Origin of the sequence: Nocardioides sp. CCNWLW239, assembly GCF_037137035.1 — a bacterium.
Classification (GTDB): domain Bacteria; phylum Actinomycetota; class Actinomycetes; order Propionibacteriales; family Nocardioidaceae; genus Nocardioides.
In genome coordinates this window covers 1-17,836 of sequence record NZ_JBBBNW010000003.1, presented here as the reverse complement: position 1 = coordinate 17,836, position 17,836 = coordinate 1, and the positions used below count along the sequence as shown (strand labels likewise).

Annotated in this window: 16 protein-coding genes; 10 read left to right on the top strand and 6 right to left on the bottom strand. The window is 68.8% G+C overall.

Annotation, left to right across the window (positions count from 1 at the left end; translation table 11 throughout):
* The first annotated feature begins 35 nt into the window (after positions 1–35).
* Both WBG06_RS11875 and WBG06_RS11870 read left to right on the top strand, forming a co-directional pair.
* On the top strand, positions 36–854 hold the full coding sequence (locus tag WBG06_RS11875; RefSeq protein WP_336736964.1) for a MerR family transcriptional regulator: 819 nt from the start codon (positions 36–38) through the stop codon (positions 852–854).
* Entirely contained in the window at positions 851–1,210 is a 360-nt protein-coding gene (locus WBG06_RS11870) for a VOC family protein (RefSeq protein ID WP_336736963.1), read from the top strand. The genes WBG06_RS11875 and WBG06_RS11870 overlap by 4 nt, the downstream gene beginning before the upstream one ends.
* A 6-nt stretch (positions 1,211–1,216) precedes the next feature.
* On the opposite strand, the gene WBG06_RS11865 is transcribed toward WBG06_RS11870, so the two are convergent.
* Positions 1,217–1,945, bottom strand: coding sequence for a helix-turn-helix domain-containing protein (locus tag WBG06_RS11865; RefSeq protein ID WP_336736962.1), 729 nt, complete (start codon positions 1,943–1,945; stop codon positions 1,217–1,219).
* 208 nt (positions 1,946–2,153) lie between these two features.
* Here WBG06_RS11865 and WBG06_RS11860 point away from each other — a divergent pair, with 208 nt between their 5' ends.
* From WBG06_RS11860 to WBG06_RS11850, 3 genes are all read left to right on the top strand, one after another.
* Positions 2,154–3,023 carry a formate/nitrite transporter family protein gene (locus WBG06_RS11860; RefSeq protein WP_336736961.1) on the top strand — a complete coding sequence of 290 codons (870 nt, stop codon included), beginning with the start codon at positions 2,154–2,156 and terminating at the stop codon, positions 3,021–3,023.
* A gap of 4 nt (positions 3,024–3,027) precedes the next feature.
* Positions 3,028–3,480, top strand: a complete 453-nt coding sequence (gene cynS / locus WBG06_RS11855) for a cyanase (RefSeq protein ID WP_336736960.1) — start codon at positions 3,028–3,030, stop codon at positions 3,478–3,480.
* 423 nt (positions 3,481–3,903) lie between these two features.
* A complete protein-coding gene (locus WBG06_RS11850; RefSeq protein WP_336736958.1) occupies positions 3,904–5,382 on the top strand; it encodes an LPXTG cell wall anchor domain-containing protein in 1,479 nt (492 codons plus the stop codon).
* Between the two features lie 97 nt (positions 5,383–5,479).
* Here the strand turns inward: WBG06_RS11850 and WBG06_RS11845 are convergent, their stop codons facing one another.
* Positions 5,480–6,949, bottom strand: coding sequence for a peptide MFS transporter (locus tag WBG06_RS11845; protein ID WP_336736957.1), 1,470 nt, complete (start codon positions 6,947–6,949; stop codon positions 5,480–5,482).
* A gap of 112 nt (positions 6,950–7,061) precedes the next feature.
* The gene (locus tag WBG06_RS11840) at positions 7,062–7,466 is read right to left on the bottom strand and encodes a winged helix-turn-helix transcriptional regulator (protein WP_336736955.1); all 405 of its coding nucleotides are present in this window, start codon (positions 7,464–7,466) and stop codon (positions 7,062–7,064) included.
* Between the two features lie 79 nt (positions 7,467–7,545).
* Between WBG06_RS11840 and WBG06_RS11835 the strand changes: the two genes are divergently transcribed.
* Positions 7,546–8,445, top strand: coding sequence for an NAD(P)-dependent oxidoreductase (locus WBG06_RS11835; RefSeq protein ID WP_336736954.1), 900 nt, complete (start codon positions 7,546–7,548; stop codon positions 8,443–8,445).
* 113 nt (positions 8,446–8,558) lie between these two features.
* On the opposite strand, the gene WBG06_RS11830 is transcribed toward WBG06_RS11835, so the two are convergent.
* From WBG06_RS11830 to WBG06_RS11820, 3 genes are all read right to left on the bottom strand, one after another.
* Positions 8,559–12,266, bottom strand: a complete 3,708-nt coding sequence (locus WBG06_RS11830; RefSeq protein ID WP_336736953.1) for a S8 family serine peptidase — start codon at positions 12,264–12,266, stop codon at positions 8,559–8,561.
* 101 nt (positions 12,267–12,367) lie between these two features.
* Entirely contained in the window at positions 12,368–13,228 is an 861-nt protein-coding gene (locus WBG06_RS11825; protein ID WP_336736952.1) for an alpha/beta hydrolase, read from the bottom strand.
* Between the two features lie 37 nt (positions 13,229–13,265).
* Positions 13,266–13,664 carry a hypothetical protein gene (locus WBG06_RS11820; protein ID WP_336736951.1) on the bottom strand — a complete coding sequence of 133 codons (399 nt, stop codon included), beginning with the start codon at positions 13,662–13,664 and terminating at the stop codon, positions 13,266–13,268.
* Positions 13,665–13,766: 102 nt separating this feature from the next.
* On the opposite strand from WBG06_RS11820, the gene WBG06_RS11815 reads away from it, so the two are divergent.
* The 4 genes from WBG06_RS11815 (at position 13,767) to WBG06_RS11800 (ending at position 17,354) form a co-directional block, all read left to right on the top strand.
* Positions 13,767–14,900, top strand: coding sequence for a hypothetical protein (locus WBG06_RS11815; RefSeq protein ID WP_336736950.1), 1,134 nt, complete (start codon positions 13,767–13,769; stop codon positions 14,898–14,900).
* 113 nt (positions 14,901–15,013) lie between these two features.
* Positions 15,014–15,547 (top strand): carboxymuconolactone decarboxylase family protein, encoded by a 534-nt coding sequence (locus WBG06_RS11810; RefSeq protein WP_336736949.1) that lies wholly within the window; start codon positions 15,014–15,016, stop codon positions 15,545–15,547.
* Positions 15,548–15,810: 263 nt separating this feature from the next.
* On the top strand, positions 15,811–16,866 hold the full coding sequence (locus WBG06_RS11805; protein WP_336736948.1) for an AAA family ATPase: 1,056 nt from the start codon (positions 15,811–15,813) through the stop codon (positions 16,864–16,866).
* Positions 16,863–17,354 carry a hypothetical protein gene (locus tag WBG06_RS11800; RefSeq protein WP_336736947.1) on the top strand — a complete coding sequence of 164 codons (492 nt, stop codon included), beginning with the start codon at positions 16,863–16,865 and terminating at the stop codon, positions 17,352–17,354. Before WBG06_RS11805 ends, WBG06_RS11800 begins: the two co-directional genes overlap by 4 nt.
* Positions 17,355–17,836 lie beyond the last annotated feature (482 nt).

The window sequence follows — 17,836 nt, the reverse complement described above, 5'->3', positions numbered from 1 at the left end:
GCCTCTCCCCCGGGGAGAGAGGCAAGGATGGCCGCATGAGCGAGCCGCTGCTGTCCATCGGGACGTTCTCGCGCGCAGCCAGCCTGTCCGTGAAGACGCTTCGTGCCTACCACGCCCAAGGCCTGCTCACCCCGGCTGCGGTGGACCCGGAGACCGGCTTTCGTCGGTACGCCGCCGGGCAGCTCGCGGATGCCGCCGCGATCCGCCGGCTCCGGGAGCTGGAGGTGCCCCTCGCCGACGTCGCCACGATCCTGGCGGCGCGGGATCCGGAGGTCACCGCGGCGACGCTGGCCCGCCATGCCGACCAGATGCGCGAGCGCGCGCGGCGGGTCGAGCAGATCGTCCACGACCTGCACGCGGCACCACCGGAGTCCTGGACCCCTCCACGTCTGGTCGAGCTCCCGGCAGCAAGCGCCGTCGCCGTGACCGGCGTCGTCCGGGACAGCACCTACGATGCCTTCCTGGTGGGGGCGTACGGGCGGCTCGAGCAAGCCTGTCAGGACGCAGGCGTCGAGATCACTGGGCCGGCGTCGGCCCTCTACGACGCGGAGCTCCTCGACGACGCCGAGCAGGAGGTCACGGCGTACTTCACCGTCCGGGCCGACGCCTCCCCGGCGGGCACAACCCTGCTGCGCCTGCCACCGGTGACCGCCGCCGTCGTCACCCATGTCGGGGATCACGAGACCCTGCCCGACACCTACAGGCTCCTCGGCACATGGGTCGCCCACCACGGAACCCCGAGCGGGCAGCCGCTCCGGGAGGCGTACGTCACCAGCGACTCCGACGGCGTGCCGCCGTCGGCCTACCAGACCGACATCGTCTGGCCACTCATCCCTCGAAAGGACACACCATGACCTTGACCCTCGGCGCGATCACCTTCGACTGCTCCGACGCACTGCGCACCGCCGGCTTCTGGGCCGCCGCCCTGCGCCGGCCGCTCGACGAGGACAGCACCGAGGAGTTCAGCTCCATCGGGCTGAAGCAGCCCACCCCCGGCGTACCGGCGTGGTTGTTCGCACGGGTTCCCGAGCCGCGGCAGGCGAAGAACCGCGCTCATCCCGATCTGATCGCACAGGACCGCCACGCGGAGGTCGCTCGCCTGGTCGGTCTCGGCGCCACGATCGTCGATGAGCACAGCGAGTTCGATATCCACTGGACCGTGCTGCGCGACGTCGAGGGCAACGAGTTCTGCGTCGCCACCGCCCACTGACGTCTGCTATCCGGCTGCCCGTGCCCAGGAGCTCGGAGTCTGGCCGAACTGACGGCGGAAGGCACGTCCGAACGTACCGACCTCGCTGAACCCGCTCGCACGACAGGCGTCGGAGACTGCAGCCCCGCGGGCGAGCAGCGTGCTGGCGAACTCGAGGCGGACACGCCGGATCTCGGCCGCGGGCGAGCGACCTTCCTCCGCCAGCAGGGCCTGCACCGAACGTAGGGACAGATGCAGCTCCGAGGCGAGGTCGGCCGCGGTGAACTCCGGGTCTCGGAACCGCTCGCGTACACACTGGTCCACCGCTCTTCGGAGGGCGTCGCGCGTGATGACGTCTCCCTCGTCGTGCGCGTCGAGCACGAACCCGGGCGCATCGGTGGCCAGAGCGAAAGAAAGCAAGGTGGCCCCGGTCGTACCGACCTCGCGAGTGGACCAGGCGACCGGCAACGGTCGGCCCTGGCTGGTGAAGAACCACTCCGGCGCTGTCACGGTGGCCGCCCCCGGACGGTCGAGAATCGGGCAGGCCTCGGAGGGGTACGCGGTCCCGTCGGGGCGGTGATCGTGAAGTGTCTCGTGGCTGGGCGCACCGATGATCTCGTCGGCCGAGCTGTAGCCGAGCAGGGACAGCGCGGCCTGGTTGGCCAGCTGGACGGTGCCGTCGCCGCCGATCACCCACAGCGCGGTGGGGGTCACGTTGACCACCGCGGCCAGCAGGTCGTCGTCGAGCGGTTTCATCCCCTCCAGGTTGGCTTCGGCTGGTTTCGGCCTTGTTCGCCTGCCTGTATCGCTTCGGTTAACCCGGTCCGGTGTCGCGCAGATCGCCGCAGATCGTGCGCGGATGGCCTACCCGGGTGGTCGCCGCGGGTGGTGGCATGGGCCGTGGGTCAACGGCGACCCGAGGTCCCAGTCGTACGTGCCCACTTCGTCCCCCAGGAGGCGACCCATGTCCTATGTGACCCCGAAGGACCTCGCCGGCCGCATCGTCAGCGCTGGCGAGTCCAAGGTCTTCATGTCGACCAGAGATACGTTGATCCGTGCCTACATGGCGGGCGCCATCTTGGCGCTGGCGGCCGCGTTCGCGGTCACGATCGGCGTCAAGACCGGTGAGCCGCTCGTCGGCGCGGTGCTCTTCCCGGTCGGCTTCTGCATGCTCTACCTGCTCGGGTTCGACCTGCTGACCGGCGTCTTCACCCTGGTTCCGCTGGCTTGGCTGGACCGGCGCCCCGGCGTCACGTTCGGCGCCATGATGCGCAACTGGGGCCTGGTCTTCGTCGGAAACTTCGCCGGCGCGCTGACCACAGCGGTGATGATGGCGATCTACTTCACCTACGGATTCTCCGTCGAGCCCGACGCCGTCGGCCAGGCGATCGGCACGATCGGCGAGGGCCGGACGCTGGGCTACGCAGACCACGGTGCCGCAGGGATGCTGACCCTCTTCGTACGCGGTGTGATGTGCAACTGGATGGTCTCCACCGGTGTGGTCGGAGCGATGATGTCCGACAGCCTGCCCGGCAAGGTGATCGCGATGTGGATGCCCATCATGGTCTTCTTCTACCTGGGCTTCGAGCACTCGATCGTCAACATGTTCCTCTTCCCCTCCGGGCTGATGCTCGGTGGCGACTTCACCGTCGGCGACTACCTGATCTGGAACGAGATCCCGACCATCCTCGGCAACCTCGTCGGTGGCCTGACCTTCGTCGGCCTGGTCATCTACGCCACCCACCACCGAACCGGCACGGAGCGTACGCGTCCTGAGCCGGTGTCCCCTGGCAAGTCGACCGTCAGCACGTCGACCGTCGTGAGCGAGGCCTGAGCAGATGACCCAGCCCATCTTGAGCAGGACCGAGGCCGCCGCTGCCGTCACCTCCGCCCGGCTGCGTGCCGGCATCACCTGGGCCGAGATCGCCGAGCGCGTCGGCCGGGCGCCCGTGTGGACCACCGCCGCCCTCCTCGGCCAGCACCCGATGAGCGCCGCCGAGGCGGAGGCGGCCGGCGAGCTGCTCGGCCTCGAGCCCGAGGTCGTCGAGGCGCTGCAGGTCCAGCCCTACCGGGGTGCTGCACCCGGGGTGGCCTCCGACCCGACGATCTACCGCTTCCACGAAGCCCTGGCCGTCTACGGCCCTGCCCTCAAGGAGCTGATCCACGAGGAGTTCGGCGACGGCATCATGAGCGCGATCAACTTCAAGGTCGACATCGCTCGCCGCTCCGACCCCGGCGGCGACCGGGTGGTCGTCACCTTCGACGGGAAGTTCCTCGACTACAACTGGTGAGGATCCTCCCGGCCGACTGGCAGCCGTCCCGGGCGAACGAATTCTCGTTCACCCGGGACGGGGTGCGTGGCCACGCCGCCGTGCTCACGGCACGACCGTCGGCGGCGAACCGCCGGGCACTTGGCCCCAAGCCAGGCCAGGAACGCTAGAGACGAAGGTCCCGTCCACCCCAATATTGGGTAGGTGAAGACAACTACCTCGACCCGCTGAGACTGCGCCGGGAGACCCTCCTCTCACAGGCCTCGCCGAGGCGGCCCACGCGCCGCACCTGCTCCACGGTGTCAAGAGGTCTCCACGATCCACCCGAGATCGACCCAGGCCGACCGCGACAGGCGTCCCTGTCCGCCTGACCGGTCCCGGGTATCTCAGCCCTGCCTGCTGACCACAGACACGGACCACGACACGCCCTGAAGGAACCAGCCCATGAACATGCACAGCTCCACCAAGTTCGGCCTCGCGGCGGTAGCCGTAGCCGGAGTCGCCACGGTCGTGGCAGCCCCCGGGGCCCAGGCCGCGCAGGCCTGCACGACGACCACCGCGACCTCTCAGGTCAAGGTCGCCGACGAGAAGACGACCACCACGGTCACGCCTGCGGTCACGCACGTGGAGCACACCGACGCCGTGTCCCACGAGGAGTCCCGCTTCTCGACGGTGGTCACGGGTGAGAGCCACGAGGCCGTCACCGAGGACCAGTTCCGCAACTCGGTCTACACCCGGACCTACACGCCCGGCACCGACGCGGTGACCAGGACCATCGAGCACCCGGCCGAGACCCGCACCGTCGAGCACCCCGCCGAGACGCACACGGTCGAGCACCCCGCCGAGACGCACACGGTGGTGCACCCGGCCGTGACCCGCACGGTCGAGCACCCCGCCGAGACCCACACGGTCGAGCACCCCGCCGAGACCCACGTCGTCCACCACGAGGCGGTCACCCATCAGGAGACTCGCGTCCAGGGCCGTGGTTACGCCTACCGGCAGAAGGAGACCGGCAAGATCCGCTACCTGGACACGCCGAACTGGAACGGCGAGGACGTGCACGGCGACAAGGGCTGGGTCCGCTTCGCCGAGGGCGACCTGACCGAGACCGTCACGGTCGTGGACCAGGAGGCGTGGGACGAGACGGTCGTGGACAAGGAGGCCTGGACCGAGACCGTCATCGACAAGGAAGCCTGGACCGAGACCATCGTCGACAAGGAAGCCTGGACCGAGACCGTCATCGACAAAGAGGCCTGGACCGAGACCGTCATCGACAAAGAGGCCTGGACCGAGACCGTCATCGACAAGGAAGCCTGGACCGAGACCATCGTGGTCGAAGAGGCCACTCCCGCCGTCTTCGGCGCCTGGCAGTGGGACCACTTCACCGCCTGGACCTCCATCCCGGACGCCCCTGCCGACGAAGACGGTCAGGACGGCGCGGACCACCCGCTGAACCTGTCCCAGATCGGAGAGCAGTTCACGCAGACCGTGACCCTGAAGGAGGCCTACACCGACCCCGACGTCACGCTCTACTTCGTCACGGACGGGGAGCCGGCCACGAGCCTGGCCGACGCATCCTGGACCGCGGACGAGCCCGAGGGATGGGATCTGGTCGACAGCCGGACGGTGGAGGACAGCCCCGCATCGGACGTCACCGTGGTGGACTCGCCGGCCTCGACGGTCACGGTCGTCACCCCCGCTGCGTACGAGACCGAGACCAGCACGTCGGAGAAGTGCTCGGCGATCGTCAAGGACGTCAGCACCACGACCGCCTCCGAGGTCCCGAACCGGGTCGATGCCGGTCTGACCGGAAACCTGCCGAAGACGGGCGGCCCGAGCGGAGCGCTCCTCGCCGTCGGCGGGCTGCTGGCCGGCATCGGGGGCACCGGGGCTTTCCTCACCCGTCGCCGGAAGAACGCCTGACCCACACCTCCAGGCAGGCCTGGCTCCGTGGTCGTGTCCCGGGCGAACGAGTTCTCGATCGCCCGGGACATCCCGTCGGACGCGTACGTCGCGAGGTTCAGTGCACGCCGGCCATCAGCCGGCGGATCGGCTTGTTGCCGATGAGCAGCAGGACACCGACGACCACCGAGGCGAGGCCGACCCACCAGAAGAACCCGCTGTCGTCGCTGACGTCGTAGAACTCTGCCAGGCGCCCCGACATCGCGGTGCCGAGCGCGACCGAGAGGAAGAAGAGCGCCATCATCTGGGTGCGGAAACGCTCGGGGGCGAGCTTGGTGGCCAGCGAGAGACCCACCGGGGACAGCAGCAGCTCGGCAACGGTGAAGAGCAGCAGGATGAACGCCAGGCCGATCAGCGGCACGGTGTGCTCGCCGCTCGGCATCAGCAGGAACACCCAGAACGCGATGCCCATCAGGATGGTGCCGATCGCGAACTTCACCGGTGTCGACGGCTGCCGCGAGCCGAGCTTGGTCCACAGCGCCGCGAAGACCCCGGAGAGCAGGATGATGAAGACCGGGTTGATCGAGTTCACCCAGGAGACCGGCATCTCCCAGCCGAAGATGTCGCGGTCCAGACGCTGGTCGGAGTAGACGACCATCACGGTGAACTGCTGCTGGTAGAGCGACCAGAAGACCGCAGAGGCGATGAAGAGCGGGACCATCGCCCAGACCCGGCTCCGCTCGACGGACGAGATCATCCGGCTCGAGAGGATGACGGCGAACAGCGCGATCGCCGCGACCGCGCTGATGCCGATCACGATGTTGGCCAGCCGCGGAGCCGTGATGACCCCGGTCAGGCAGAGCACCACGATCACCGCGACGACGCCGACGGCGATGGCGATCCAGCGGCCACGCTCGGAGGCGGGGAGCGGGTTGGGGACGACACGGCTCGACTCGGGGAGCGCCTTACGGCCCAGCGAGTACTGGATCAGGCCGAGGATCATGCCGATCGCGGCCAGGCCGAAGCCGACGTGGAAGCCCCACTGCTTCTGCAGCAGGCCGGTCAGCAGCGGGCCGACCAGGGCACCCAGGTTGATGCCGAGGTAGAAGAGGGAGAAGCCGGCGTCGCGGCGGTCGTCGTCGGCTGCGTACAGCGTGCCGACCAGGGAGGAGGCGTTGGCCTTCACGCCACCGGAGCCGAGCGCGATCAGCACGAGGCCGACACCGACCCCGGCGATCCCGGGGATCAGCGCGAGCGCGAGATGACCGAAGACGACGAGCCAGGCAGAGGCGTAGAGCGTACGTTCCGCGCCGAGCAGACGGTCGGCGACCCACGCCGCGATGATGGTCGAGAGGTAGACCGCGCCGCCGTAGGCACCGACGATCCCGAGCGCGACCGTCTCACTGAGACCGAGACCGCCGTCGGCCACGGAGTAGTAGAGGTAGATCGCCAGGATGCCCTGCATGCCGTAGAAGCTGAACCGCTCCCACAGCTCGACACCGAACAGGTTGGCCAGGACGCGAGGCTGGCCCAGGAAAGACCGGTCACGGGGATCGCCCGCGATGGTCTCACTTTCTTGGGGAATCATTCACTTAGGTTCACAAGGTTGTCGTTTGTCATCCAAATCAGCAGATAGGTATCGACACCTTATGTGACGTCATTCACTCGCCCGCTGGGGCGAGTTCACGACTCGATCGAGGTCACGACGCAGCCGCGGACGGCTCCTGCGGCCGCGGGAGCTTGTCGGCGTCGCGATGCTCGACCAGCCGGGGCCGTTCCCGGGCGATACGGTCCATGCCCCACTGCCCCAGCGGCGCGAGCGCGGCGTTGAGGGTGCGGCCGTGCTCGGTCAGCGAGTACTCCACCCGCGGCGGAACCTCGGGATACACCTCCCGGTGCACCAGCCCGTCCTGCTCCATCTCGCGCAGGTGCTGGGTGAGCATCTTCTCGCTGACGCCGGGCAGGCCTCGTCGCAGCTCGGCGAAGCGGCGTACGCCATGCTCGTCGAGCTCCCACAGGATCAGCCCCTTCCACTTGCCGCTGACCACGTCGAGCGCGGCGTCGATGCCGCAGATGTAGGGACCGCTTCGGGGGCGCTTCGTCACGGACTGTCTCCTCACTCACCATTTGGTAAGTACCCCAGTATTTAGTGGGTACTCCCGCAATCGTACGCAACGCTCGAAGATGGTTCTCATGAATCGATCTCGCACCCCCGTCACCGTCATCGGCCTCGGCCCCATGGGCCAGGCGATGGTCCACAGCCTGCTCTCCGCCGGACATCCGGTGACCGTATGGAACCGCACCGCCTCACGGGCCGACGCGGTCGTCGCCGCCGGCGCCCAGCTGGCCGACTCCCCCGCGAAGGCCGTCGCCGCCAGCGACCTGGTCATCCTCAGCCTGACCGACTACCAGGCGATGTACGACGTGCTCGACTCCGCCACCTCCGAGCTGAACGGGCGCACGATCGTCAACCTCAGCTCCGAGTCCCCCGACGGGACGCGCCGGGGCGCGGAGTGGGCTGCCTCGCACGGCGCCGGCTTCCTGACCGGCGGCGTGATGGTCCCGGCACCGATGGTCGGGACACCCGAGGCGTACGTCTATGTCAGCGGCCCTGCCGACGTGCTGTCACCGCACGAGGATGCGCTGGCCCGGATCGGGTCGGTCCGCTACCTGGGTGAGGACCCGGGGCTCGCCCAGCTGATGTACCAGGCCCACCTGGACATCTTCCTCACCTCCCTCTCCTCGCTGCTCCACGCCGTGGCGCTGCTGGAGACCGGCGGCATCAAGCCGTCGGCTGCCCTGCCCGAGCTGATGCAGACCATTGCCGACATCCCGCCGATCCTCGCCGCCGGCGAGGACCTCGGCGCCCAGCTCGACGCCGGCCAGCACCCCGGCCACCTGAGCACCGTGACCATGATGGGCGCCACCGCCGACCACCTCGTCGAGGCCAGCGAGGCCGCCGGCATCGACACCGACCTCCCCCGCGCCGTCCAGGCCCACTACTCCTGGGCCCGCTCCCGTGGGTACGGCGCGGAGAACTGGTCGCGGATCATCGACGCCATCAGGCCGTACCCGCGCGGGTGATCTGTCGTCGCCGAGCGGGCCGCTTCGACGTGGTCGCCGGCAAGCGAACGGGCCCAGGCTCTCGAACAGCGGAGAGTCTGGGCCCGCTCGGCGTCGTGCGGAGCGTGGCGCGGTCAGCGGAGGCCGAACGCGCGGATGACCTCCTGCTCGGTGTGGTTGCCGGCGTCGTCGGCGGCGGTGGTGCGCAGCGAGACGGTGGCAGCACCAGCCGGCGGACGCACGACCGCGCTCCAGTCCTCACCGTCGCGGGAGGGTGACACCGAGATCCAGGTGGCGCCCTCGTCGTAGCTGACCTCGAGGGTCACCGTGTCGACGGTGCCTGCCAGCAGCGCCCCGTCGACGTGACGCGCCGACAGCCCGATCGCGACCGGTCTGCCTGCCTTGGTGGTGGTGGCCAGATCGACGGGTACGTCGTAGCCGAGCTGGATCAGGGGCAGCTCAGCACGCGGATCGGCCTGGTCGCGCAGGAAGGTCCAGGAGCTGTGCGTCTCGGTGGAATAGCTCCACAGCTCGGCGTCGCGGGTGACGTCGAGCTCGAACCGGTAGGGATGCGGGCCGTCGACGGCGGGGATCCCGAGCTGCTGGATCGCGTTGCTGTTCACCTCCCGCAGCAGGGTGTCGCCCTGGTAGAGCCTGGCCTTGACCGAGCCGTCGACGCCGGTGAGCTCACCCGGGCCTCCGGCCGAAGGCATGTTGATCCGGACCGAGTTCGCGATGCCGTACGACGCCCAGTAACCCGGACCCTGGTGCGGCGAGGTGATCCCGAACCAGCTCAGCGTCTGCCGTTGCCCAGGCTGCAGCACACGAACCTGATCCCGCTGCTGCAGGCCGGCGACGTGATAGGCCTCGGAGTACCACTCGGTGCCGGCGGAGACGTAGGTCACCCGCTCGTCGCGACCGCTCACGTCGATCCCGGCGACCATGCAGGACAGGAGATAGTCGGGGCAGTCGGCGCGGATCAGGCTCACTGCGCGGGATCGGTCGTCGTGCACCCGGTCGACGAGGACGCCCAGGTCGGACTCGGTCGGCCGCCAGACCAGGTCGCCGGTGATCCCATCGGTCAGCTGGCGGTCCAGGTCGTAGCCGTAGTCGGGATAACGGTCGGCCGCGCCCTTGATCCGGAGGGCGCCGGACTCACCTCCGCGCAGCAGCGCCGCGCCCTGGTCGGTGGTGACCGCGACGACGGGCAGCGTCGAGGAGCCGGCGGCCTCGGCGAGCACTCCGGGTCCGTCGTTGACGACGATCAGCAGCGCCGCGTGGGCGGCCTCGGCGGCCTGCGCGCGCTGCGCCGGGGTGATCGCCGGGTCCCGCTGGACGACCACAGCCTTCCCGGCGGCGTCGACAGTGGCGTACTCCTCCGGAGTACCGGTCCCGGCAGCGACGCCGGCGAGTCGTACGTCGCCGTCCAGGCGCACCGAGTTGCGCTGGTAGGTCGGGGTGAACGGCACCCGGTCCGGCGCGTCGGCGCGCAAGTCCAGGAACGGGGCGCTGCGTGACCAGCGGGTCGTGAACGCGTACCGGTCACCGGGGACCTCGCCGGTCGGCAGCGCGTACAGATCGGTCTCGAGCGCCGGGCTCTGGCTGACGGTGAACGAGGTGAACTGCCCACCCACGCCCGAATCGTGGAACCACTCCACCCGGCGACCGGTGTCGACGCTCGCGCGTGGGGTGCGTACGTCGACGAGGTCGGCCTTGCTGGCGTCGAGCACGATGCTCTGGTCGCCGCCGGTGACCTCGATGTGCGGTTGGTGCAGCAGCGCCAGCCCGCGCCGGCCGTCCCGCCCGGGGACCTCGACCCAGGTGGACGCGGCGTAGACGCCCGGTTGCAGCCGCTGGGTCGGGGCCGCGCCGGTCTCCGGGTCGGTGATCAACGTCTGGATGTTGGTGGTGCCGTACTGGTAGAAGGTCACCGCGGCCTGGGCGCCGGTGCCGTCCGCGTCGAGCACGGTCAGGTCGAGGTCGTAACGCTCGTCCTCACGGGCGGCGCCGGTCGTCGTGCGCGCGATCTCCACACCGGCGTACGACGACCCTTCGGCGCCGGTGGCGACAATCTGCCCGAGGAAGTGGCCGGGCGCGGGGTGGTCGGCGAAGTCGACGGTGGCCTGGACCTCGGCCTGGCCTCCGGCAGGCACCTCGACCTGCGGGGCGGAGAGGGTCACGCCGGTGTCACCCTCGACGGCGAGGTCGAGGGTCAGCGGAGTGTCGCCGTCGTTGTAATAGCGCAGGGTGCGGGTCACGGGCTCGGGAACGGGGTCGCCCCAGGCGAGCTTGCCGAAGTAGACCGACCCGGTGGCGTCGACGCCGTCGAGCGCCGCCGGCACGTCCAGGCGGCCGGTGCCGACCTGGTAGGCAGACGACGAACTGTCGAGCTGAACGGCCGAGGACATCAGTGCGGCCTTGATCCGGTTGTTGTCCCACTCCGGGTGCGCGGCGGTCAGGATCGCGGCGGCGCCGGCGACGTGCGGGGTGGCCATGGACGTGCCGTTCTTGGACGTGTAGCGGCCGCTGCCGGAGGAGTATTGCGAACGGGCGGCGGTGATGCCGACACCAGGAGCAGCCAGGTCCGGTTTCATGCCGTCGTCGCCACTGCGCGGACCCTCGCTCGAGAACGAGGCGAGTCGGTCGCTGTCGTCGGTGGCGGCGACCGTCAGCGCCTCGTCGGCGGTGCCAGGACTGTTGACGGTGCCGGGTTGGCCGGAGTTGCCGGCGGCCACGACGAACAGCGCCCCGGTCTCACGGCTGAGCCGGTTGAGCGACTGCGCGAGGGGGTCGGACTGGTCGTGCCGGGCGCTGTCACCGAGGCTCATGTTGACGACGTCGGCGCGGGCGGCAGCCCACTCCATCCCGGCGATGATCCACGAGTCCTGGCCATAGCCGTCGTCGCCGAGCACCTTGCCGACGGCGAGGTCGGCACCCGGGGCGACGCCCTTGTTGGCCCCGTCGCTCGCAGCTCCCGAACCGAGCACGGTGGACGCGACGTGGGTGCCGTGGCCGTTCCGGTCGGTGATCTCCTGGCCGGGGACGAACGACTTGCTCTCGGTGAGCGCGCCGGCGATGTCCGGGTGCTCCGAGTCGATGCCGGAGTCGAGAACGGCGACGGTGGCTCCGGTGCCGTCGTGACCATCGGCCCATGCCTTCGGGGCACCGACCAGCGGGACGCTGACGTCGAGGTTCCCCTCGACCCTGCCGTCGAGCCACAGCTTGGCGATGCCGTCGTCGAGGCCGGACGCGGACCGGGCCCGTGGGGTGGTGAGGTCGGCCCAGAAGTCGGCGGCTCGGTCGGGGTCGGCCACCAGCGCTGCGCCGTTGATGCTCGGCAGCGACAGGGTGACGTCGCTGCCCTGGGGAGTCGTCGTGGCAGCACGGCTGCGGGCGGCGTACTCGGCGATCAGCGGGATGCCGCCGTGCGCGTCGTCGTAGCCGTCCTCGACCAGGTTGGAGACGTTGAACAGCTCGCGGTCCAAGGAACCCTGAGCGAGGTAGCGCTGAGCGGCGCGCGGGATCGCGTAGAAGTCCTCGCCGATCCGCTGGATCTCCACCGGACCCGACGCCGGTGCGTCGTAGCTGACCTGGAGGGTGGGCCGGCCGTCGGGAGTCTCGCCCAGACGCACTCGGTCGCCGGTGATCAAGGTGACGTCGTGGGCTTCCCCTCCGCCGTCGGCTCCGTGGTGGGTGGCGTCGCCGGCCAAGCCGGGAGGAGTGGGTTCGGCCGAGGCGCTGTTGGTGGCCAGCACGGTCGGCGCCGCGGCGAGCAGGCCGAGGCCGGCGGCACCGGCGCCGAGCCGTCGGCGCCACCTGGAGGATGTGGGGGGTCGATTCACCTGTGGAGGTTCGCAAGCCCGCGGGCCTGGCACAACACACACCGGACTGCGGATTCACGACATGGCGCAATGTCGACACCGCGGGGTGGGCCGCTGCTTCGTCAGGAACGAGCCGTGAGCCAGTCGATCACGTCGGCGGTGATCGCGTCGCGATTGGTCTCGTTGAAGATCTCGTGGCGCGCCTCGGGGTAGAGCGTCACCGTCACATCCTTCAGTCCGGCCTCGCGATAGCGCTCCCCCAGCAGCTCGACCAGTGCGCCACCTCCGGCGAGCGGGTCGGCGTCGCCGGAGACGACGAGAATCGGCAGATCGGCGCCGATCCCGCCGAGGGCTGCCGGGTCGGCCAGACGCTCGGCGCCGGCGAACAGCTGAGGCACAGCGGTGTCGGGCAGATCGAACCCGGACAACGGGTCCGCGACGTACGCATCGACCTCGGCCTCGTCGCGCGAGAGCCACTCATACCCGGTCCGGTGCTCGAACCCGGCGTTGAACGCCTCCAGCCCGGCCGGCCCCTCGGCGCTCGCAAGCGCACCAGCGAGTACGTCGAGAGCGGTCGAGCCCGACAGCACCACGCCGTCATAGAGGTCGGAGCGGTCCACGATCACCGTCTGGGCCGCGAAGGATCCCATCGAGTGCGCCACCAGGAAGACCGGGATCCCGGAGAATTCCTCCCGCAGCGACGCGCCCATGGCTTCGACGTCGGCCACCAGCGCGCCGAAGTCGAAGTGACCGAGCTGGTCGGCCGACGTGACCGACCCGCCGTGACCACGGTGATCGACCGCCCGCACGACGTACCCAGCCTCGACGAGAGCCCGAGCGAGCCGGTCATAGCGCTGCCCGTGCTCGGCGATGCCGTGGGCGATCTGGACAACACCCCGCGGCGCCGACAGGTCCTCTCCCCAGGTCCGGATCGCGAGCTCGGTGCCGTCGGTCGGCGAGACGAAAGTAGCGGTGGTGGGCATGAGGCCTCCTGGTGACGGGGTGCCTATGCTGCCAGTCCTACAGCGATCCCGGCAGGTCATCGAGCTCGAGATGCCGGACGCGACGTTGCTCGCCCCAGCCGAACGACGTCTCACAGATCCAGTCCTCGACGTCCGAGCCCAGCTGCCGGAGCGCCTCGAGCAGCACCGACGGATCATGAAGATCCTCCGAGCGCCCCAACCGCCACGCTCCACCCTCATTCGTGGGCAGATGCTCGACGTGCGCCCAGACGTACTCGTGCCCGTCGTCGGGAAAGGACCAGCCCGGCTCCCCCGGCTCTCGGTAGGTGCTCACGAACTCCGTGCCGGTCACGACGTGCACCATGACGTCAGGGATCTCGTCCTCGGCCAGTGCGCTCTGAACTAGCGGCCGAACGACCTGGTCTCGGAGTCTGCTCACGAACGAGGTCCGACTCATCTCGCGCTCCTTCGATCAGGCTGGACTCGGGACGGTCATCGTCACGTATGCCTTCCCGTGGGTGCTACTGGTTTCCCGGACGACCCCGCTACCCTCGCAGCCGTGGATGAGATCTGGCAGTACGCAGACCGTGCCCGGACGCAGCTCGGCACTGCTGACGCGCCGGTGATCTCCTACACCGGCCTCTGGCTCTTGCTCGCGCTGGTCGCTCCGGCGGCGGATGACCGGGCCATCATCGAGGCGCTCGGACTGCCGGCTGAGCAGGCGCGCGAGACCGCCGAGAAGCTCATCGCCGAGGCGCACCCCACCGTGGCCGCTGCGCTTGGAGCGTGGCTGGCCGACTGGGTCGAGCCGACGGCGGCGCTGCCGGTCGATGTCGAGCCGCTGCCGGACCAGAACACGCTGAACGCCTGGGCCGCTGAGCACACCCGTGAGCTGATCAAGACGATGCCCGTCACCGTCGATGACGACACGATGCTGCTGCTCGCCACCGCTCTGGTCACCACGCCGACGTGGACCGATCCGCTCACGATCGAGGACGGCCGCCTCGTACTCCGCAAGAGCCTTCAGGCCATCGTCGAGACCTCGATCGGGCCGGTCGCGGTGGCTCGTCCTGCCAGCCGCGACGGCGTCGACGTCTTCTCGGTGATCGCCGCTCCGGATGTGCCTGCCGAGGACGTCTGGGTGGCCGTGGCCGAGGTCATCGAGCAGTACGCGGCGGGGGCGGTGTCTCATCTCTCGCACCCTGACGACCTCGCCGACGGTCATGCGTGGACCGTCAAGCGCGAGCGGCGGGAGTACGTGGCGTACGAAGCGCCGGAGCCGAACTCGGTCGTCTTCACCACCCGCCTGCCGGCCTGGAACGCAGATGCGGCCCATGACCTGGGCATCGCGCCGGGCGTCGTGGCGGTCGCCGACGGCATCGCTGCGCGGCTGCCCGAGCAGGACGGCGGCATCAGGTTCAGCTGCGCCCAGAACGCGACCGCCTCCTACGACCAGCACGGCTTCAAGGCGGCAGCAGTCACGGCGATGGCCTGGATGGCCGGTTCCGCCAGGCCTGAGTACGTCGAGCGCAAGATCCGCCACGTCCAGGTCTCCTTCGACCGACCGCACGCGGTCGTCGCGATCGCCCGCGGCGGCGCCTGGGACGGCGTACCTCTCTTCGAGGCCTGGGTCACGCCTGAGATGTTCACCACTGCCGAGTTCGACTGGCCCTCGCCTTCGGCACCGGCCTGATCCCCAACGCTGGGGACATCCGACCGCGACGCGGCACGACGTGATGCGCCCACCGGTCTGCTGAGTGCGTGACCTTCGTGGAGGAACCTGCGCCAAGTGCTGGCCAGGAGAGAATGTATGCCGAGGATCTCGCCGACGACGGCTACGTCTGGGATCTCACCAAGGCGTGGGCGCATCAGCCGGAGGCGCACGAGAAGCTCATGGCGCTGTTCGCGGCCACCGCCGACGCGGCCGGACTGACACCACGCGACAAGGCCATGATCGTGCTCGCGCAGGCAGCAGCGATCGGTGACTCCTACTGCGCCGTCGCGTGGAGTCAACGTCTGACCGACTGGGCCGGCCCGGAGACGGCGATCGCCGCCCTCACCGGCGACGAGGAGCCGTTCAGCGAACGCGAGCAAGCCTTGGCCGCCTGGGCACGCACCGTCGCCCGCTCCCCCGGCAGCAGTACGCCGCGCGACGTCGACCGCCTCCGTAACGCGGGATTCAACGACCCGCAGATCGTGGCACTGACCATCTACGCCGGGCTGCGCACCGCGTTCTCCAGCATCAACGGCGCCCTCGGCGCCAGCCCGGATGCCGCCCTCGCGGATGCGCTTGATCCGGCCGTACGCACGGCGATCACCTGGGGACGTGCCCCGGGGTGACACCCGACCAAGCCGCCCCACATCGCCCACTATGACGAGGCCGTTGAACCGGCCGCAGTCCAGCGTGTCGGTCCCTGAGTTGGCATCTGTTGGCCACCCACCTCCCAATTCACAACAGGCGCTGCGCAGGCGCTCCAACCGGAGTTCGAACCGACCGGCGCGTGAACATCAGTGACATCACTTGAGTTTCTTGTGGACACCGTTCACACTTGGAGTCGCAGGTCGTTAATAACGTTCACGCCACACGGATTGGGGGACGTGCATTGGAGCCAGACGATGCGGATCTTCTGGGCATCTACGAGATCGCGGAGTTGGCAGGCGTCAGCCGCACCGTCGTGTCGAACTGGCGCGCCCGGGACGCTCGGTTCCCCAGCCCGGCAGCCGACCTACGAAGCGGCCCCGTGTACCGGGCGGATCAGATCAAGCGGTATCTCAAACGGAGGAACAGGATTATGGCGGCGTACACGATCGCGACCATCAACCTTAAGGGAGGGGTCGGGAAGACCACGACGACGGCGGCGCTCGCTGAGTTCCTCTCGGCGGAGTTCCACAAGAAGGTCCTGGTCATCGACCTCGACCCTCAGACAAACCTGACGACGATCCTCATCGGCGAGAAGAAGTGGCAGAAGCTGAACGCGGACGGACACACGTTGGCCACCCTCTTCACTGATGCACTCAAGCCCGAGGGGGAGGCTCCCGACTTCGACCTGAACGTGACTCTTCAGACGAACGTGAGCCCTGTGGCGGACGTGAAGCAAGTCGACCTGCTGCCGTCGTCGCTCGACCTAATCGACGTTCAGGATCGCCTCGCCACCATGTCGACCGGTCGGTTCTTCTCGAACAACCCGACCGACCTGCTACGGAAGGCCGTCAAACCGATCCTTAACAACTACGACTACGTGTTGGTAGATTGCCCGCCGAACCTCGGAATCGTCACCCTGAACGGCCTGCGGATCTCGGGCGGATACGTCATCCCGACGATCCCCGACGTGCTGTCGACCTACGGCATTCCGCAGATCCAGAAGCGGGTTGCCGAGTTTGCGGACGGGATCGGCCACGACATCGAAGAGATCGGCGTCATCGTGTCAAAGTACCGAGCTGCTTCCACAGTTCACCAGAACACGGTCGACCGTCTGGAGAAGGACCCGAACCTGCCCGCGGTCTTCGAGTCCATCATCCCCGAGGGGAACGACGTGGCAGCGGCGGCAGAGTACGTCCGATCGCAGACGCTGCGCCAGAAGTACGGCTACTCGGGCCGCTTCAACGATTTCCACGCTCTGACGAAGGAGTTCATTGACATGGTAGAGGGCAAGCTGTGACGCGGCTGAGCGACGAGGGGGACGCGGAGGTCCGCGCCGACATGCAGCCCGAGGTCCAGTCCCTAAGCGACGCGCTAGTGGGGGTGGCTGCCCGGGATCCCGAGTTAGCCGTACGGCTGAGCCGCGTGTTCACCGCAGTGGCCGTAGAAGCCAGCCGCGGTCCGCGGTTCGCTAACGCCCTGTCCAAGGCCCTGCGTGAGCCAGAGGCTGCCAAATCAGCGGGCGCCAGCGCTTCGACGAAGCGGGCTGGCAATCGCCGAAACCCAGGGCCGTTCGACCCGTTCGCCGTTTACGCCGAAGGGCAAGAGACCCTGCTCCGGCAGCGACTCTCTGCGGTCGACCTCGAAGGTCTTCGGGACATCTTGGCCGAGCACGGCATGGACAACGATCGCCTAGCGATGAAATGGAAGGACACCAAGCGGGTTGTCGACCGCATCGTGGAGCGGGTGGCCGACCGATCGGCGAAGGGCTCGGCCTTCCGAGGGTGAGCCCGGAGGAAGCAATTGGACGCGTGGGTGACCAGGCGGTTTGACGATTATCTGTCGAAATGGACTGTCTAGAGTCCCGTGAGCCAGGCAGGAGGGTCCACATAGGAAGTCCGGTCGTGCCGAATTGCGCGGATCTCAGGGGCACGCCACCGCGATCCGCGCGTCGACGGACGTGCGTCCTACCGCCGACAGCGGCGCTGGCCCCAACATCGTTAGCTTTGATCTGTTCGAGCGCCTCGCCGTGTTGGCGGCGAGCATGGCAGGCATCGCCATTGATCGTCGCGTGAGGTGCCCCATGCCCACCACATCGAAGCAGCTGCCGTTCCAGCCCCTGTCAATGACGACCGCCGAACTGGCCGCAGTCTCGTTCCTCGCCCGCTACTCCGGCCATACCAACGAGCTCTAGGGACTGCTGCAGGGCTAGGTGACATCTGATCTGTGGTGCCGAGAGGTGCTGCTGGAAGGATGTGTGCTGTGCCCAA

Bases quoted from the DNA above. Each gene is read 5' to 3' on its own strand.
- WBG06_RS11875 (WP_336736964.1), top strand. From the start codon at position 36: ATGAGCGAGCCGCTGCTGTCCATCGGGACGTTCTCGCGCGCAGCCAGC.
- WBG06_RS11870 (WP_336736963.1), top strand. From the start codon at position 851: ATGACCTTGACCCTCGGCGCGATCACCTTCGACTGCTCCGACGCACTG.
- WBG06_RS11865 (WP_336736962.1), bottom strand. From the start codon at position 1,945: ATGAAACCGCTCGACGACGACCTGCTGGCCGCGGTGGTCAACGTGACC.
- WBG06_RS11860 (WP_336736961.1), top strand. From the start codon at position 2,154: ATGTCCTATGTGACCCCGAAGGACCTCGCCGGCCGCATCGTCAGCGCT.
- cynS (WP_336736960.1), top strand. From the start codon at position 3,028: ATGACCCAGCCCATCTTGAGCAGGACCGAGGCCGCCGCTGCCGTCACC.
- WBG06_RS11850 (WP_336736958.1), top strand. From the start codon at position 3,904: ATGAACATGCACAGCTCCACCAAGTTCGGCCTCGCGGCGGTAGCCGTA.
- WBG06_RS11845 (WP_336736957.1), bottom strand. From the start codon at position 6,949: ATGATTCCCCAAGAAAGTGAGACCATCGCGGGCGATCCCCGTGACCGG.
- WBG06_RS11835 (WP_336736954.1), top strand. From the start codon at position 7,546: ATGGTTCTCATGAATCGATCTCGCACCCCCGTCACCGTCATCGGCCTC.
- WBG06_RS11825 (WP_336736952.1), bottom strand. From the start codon at position 13,228: ATGCCCACCACCGCTACTTTCGTCTCGCCGACCGACGGCACCGAGCTC.
- WBG06_RS11820 (WP_336736951.1), bottom strand. From the start codon at position 13,664: ATGAGTCGGACCTCGTTCGTGAGCAGACTCCGAGACCAGGTCGTTCGG.
- WBG06_RS11810 (WP_336736949.1), top strand. From the start codon at position 15,014: ATGTATGCCGAGGATCTCGCCGACGACGGCTACGTCTGGGATCTCACC.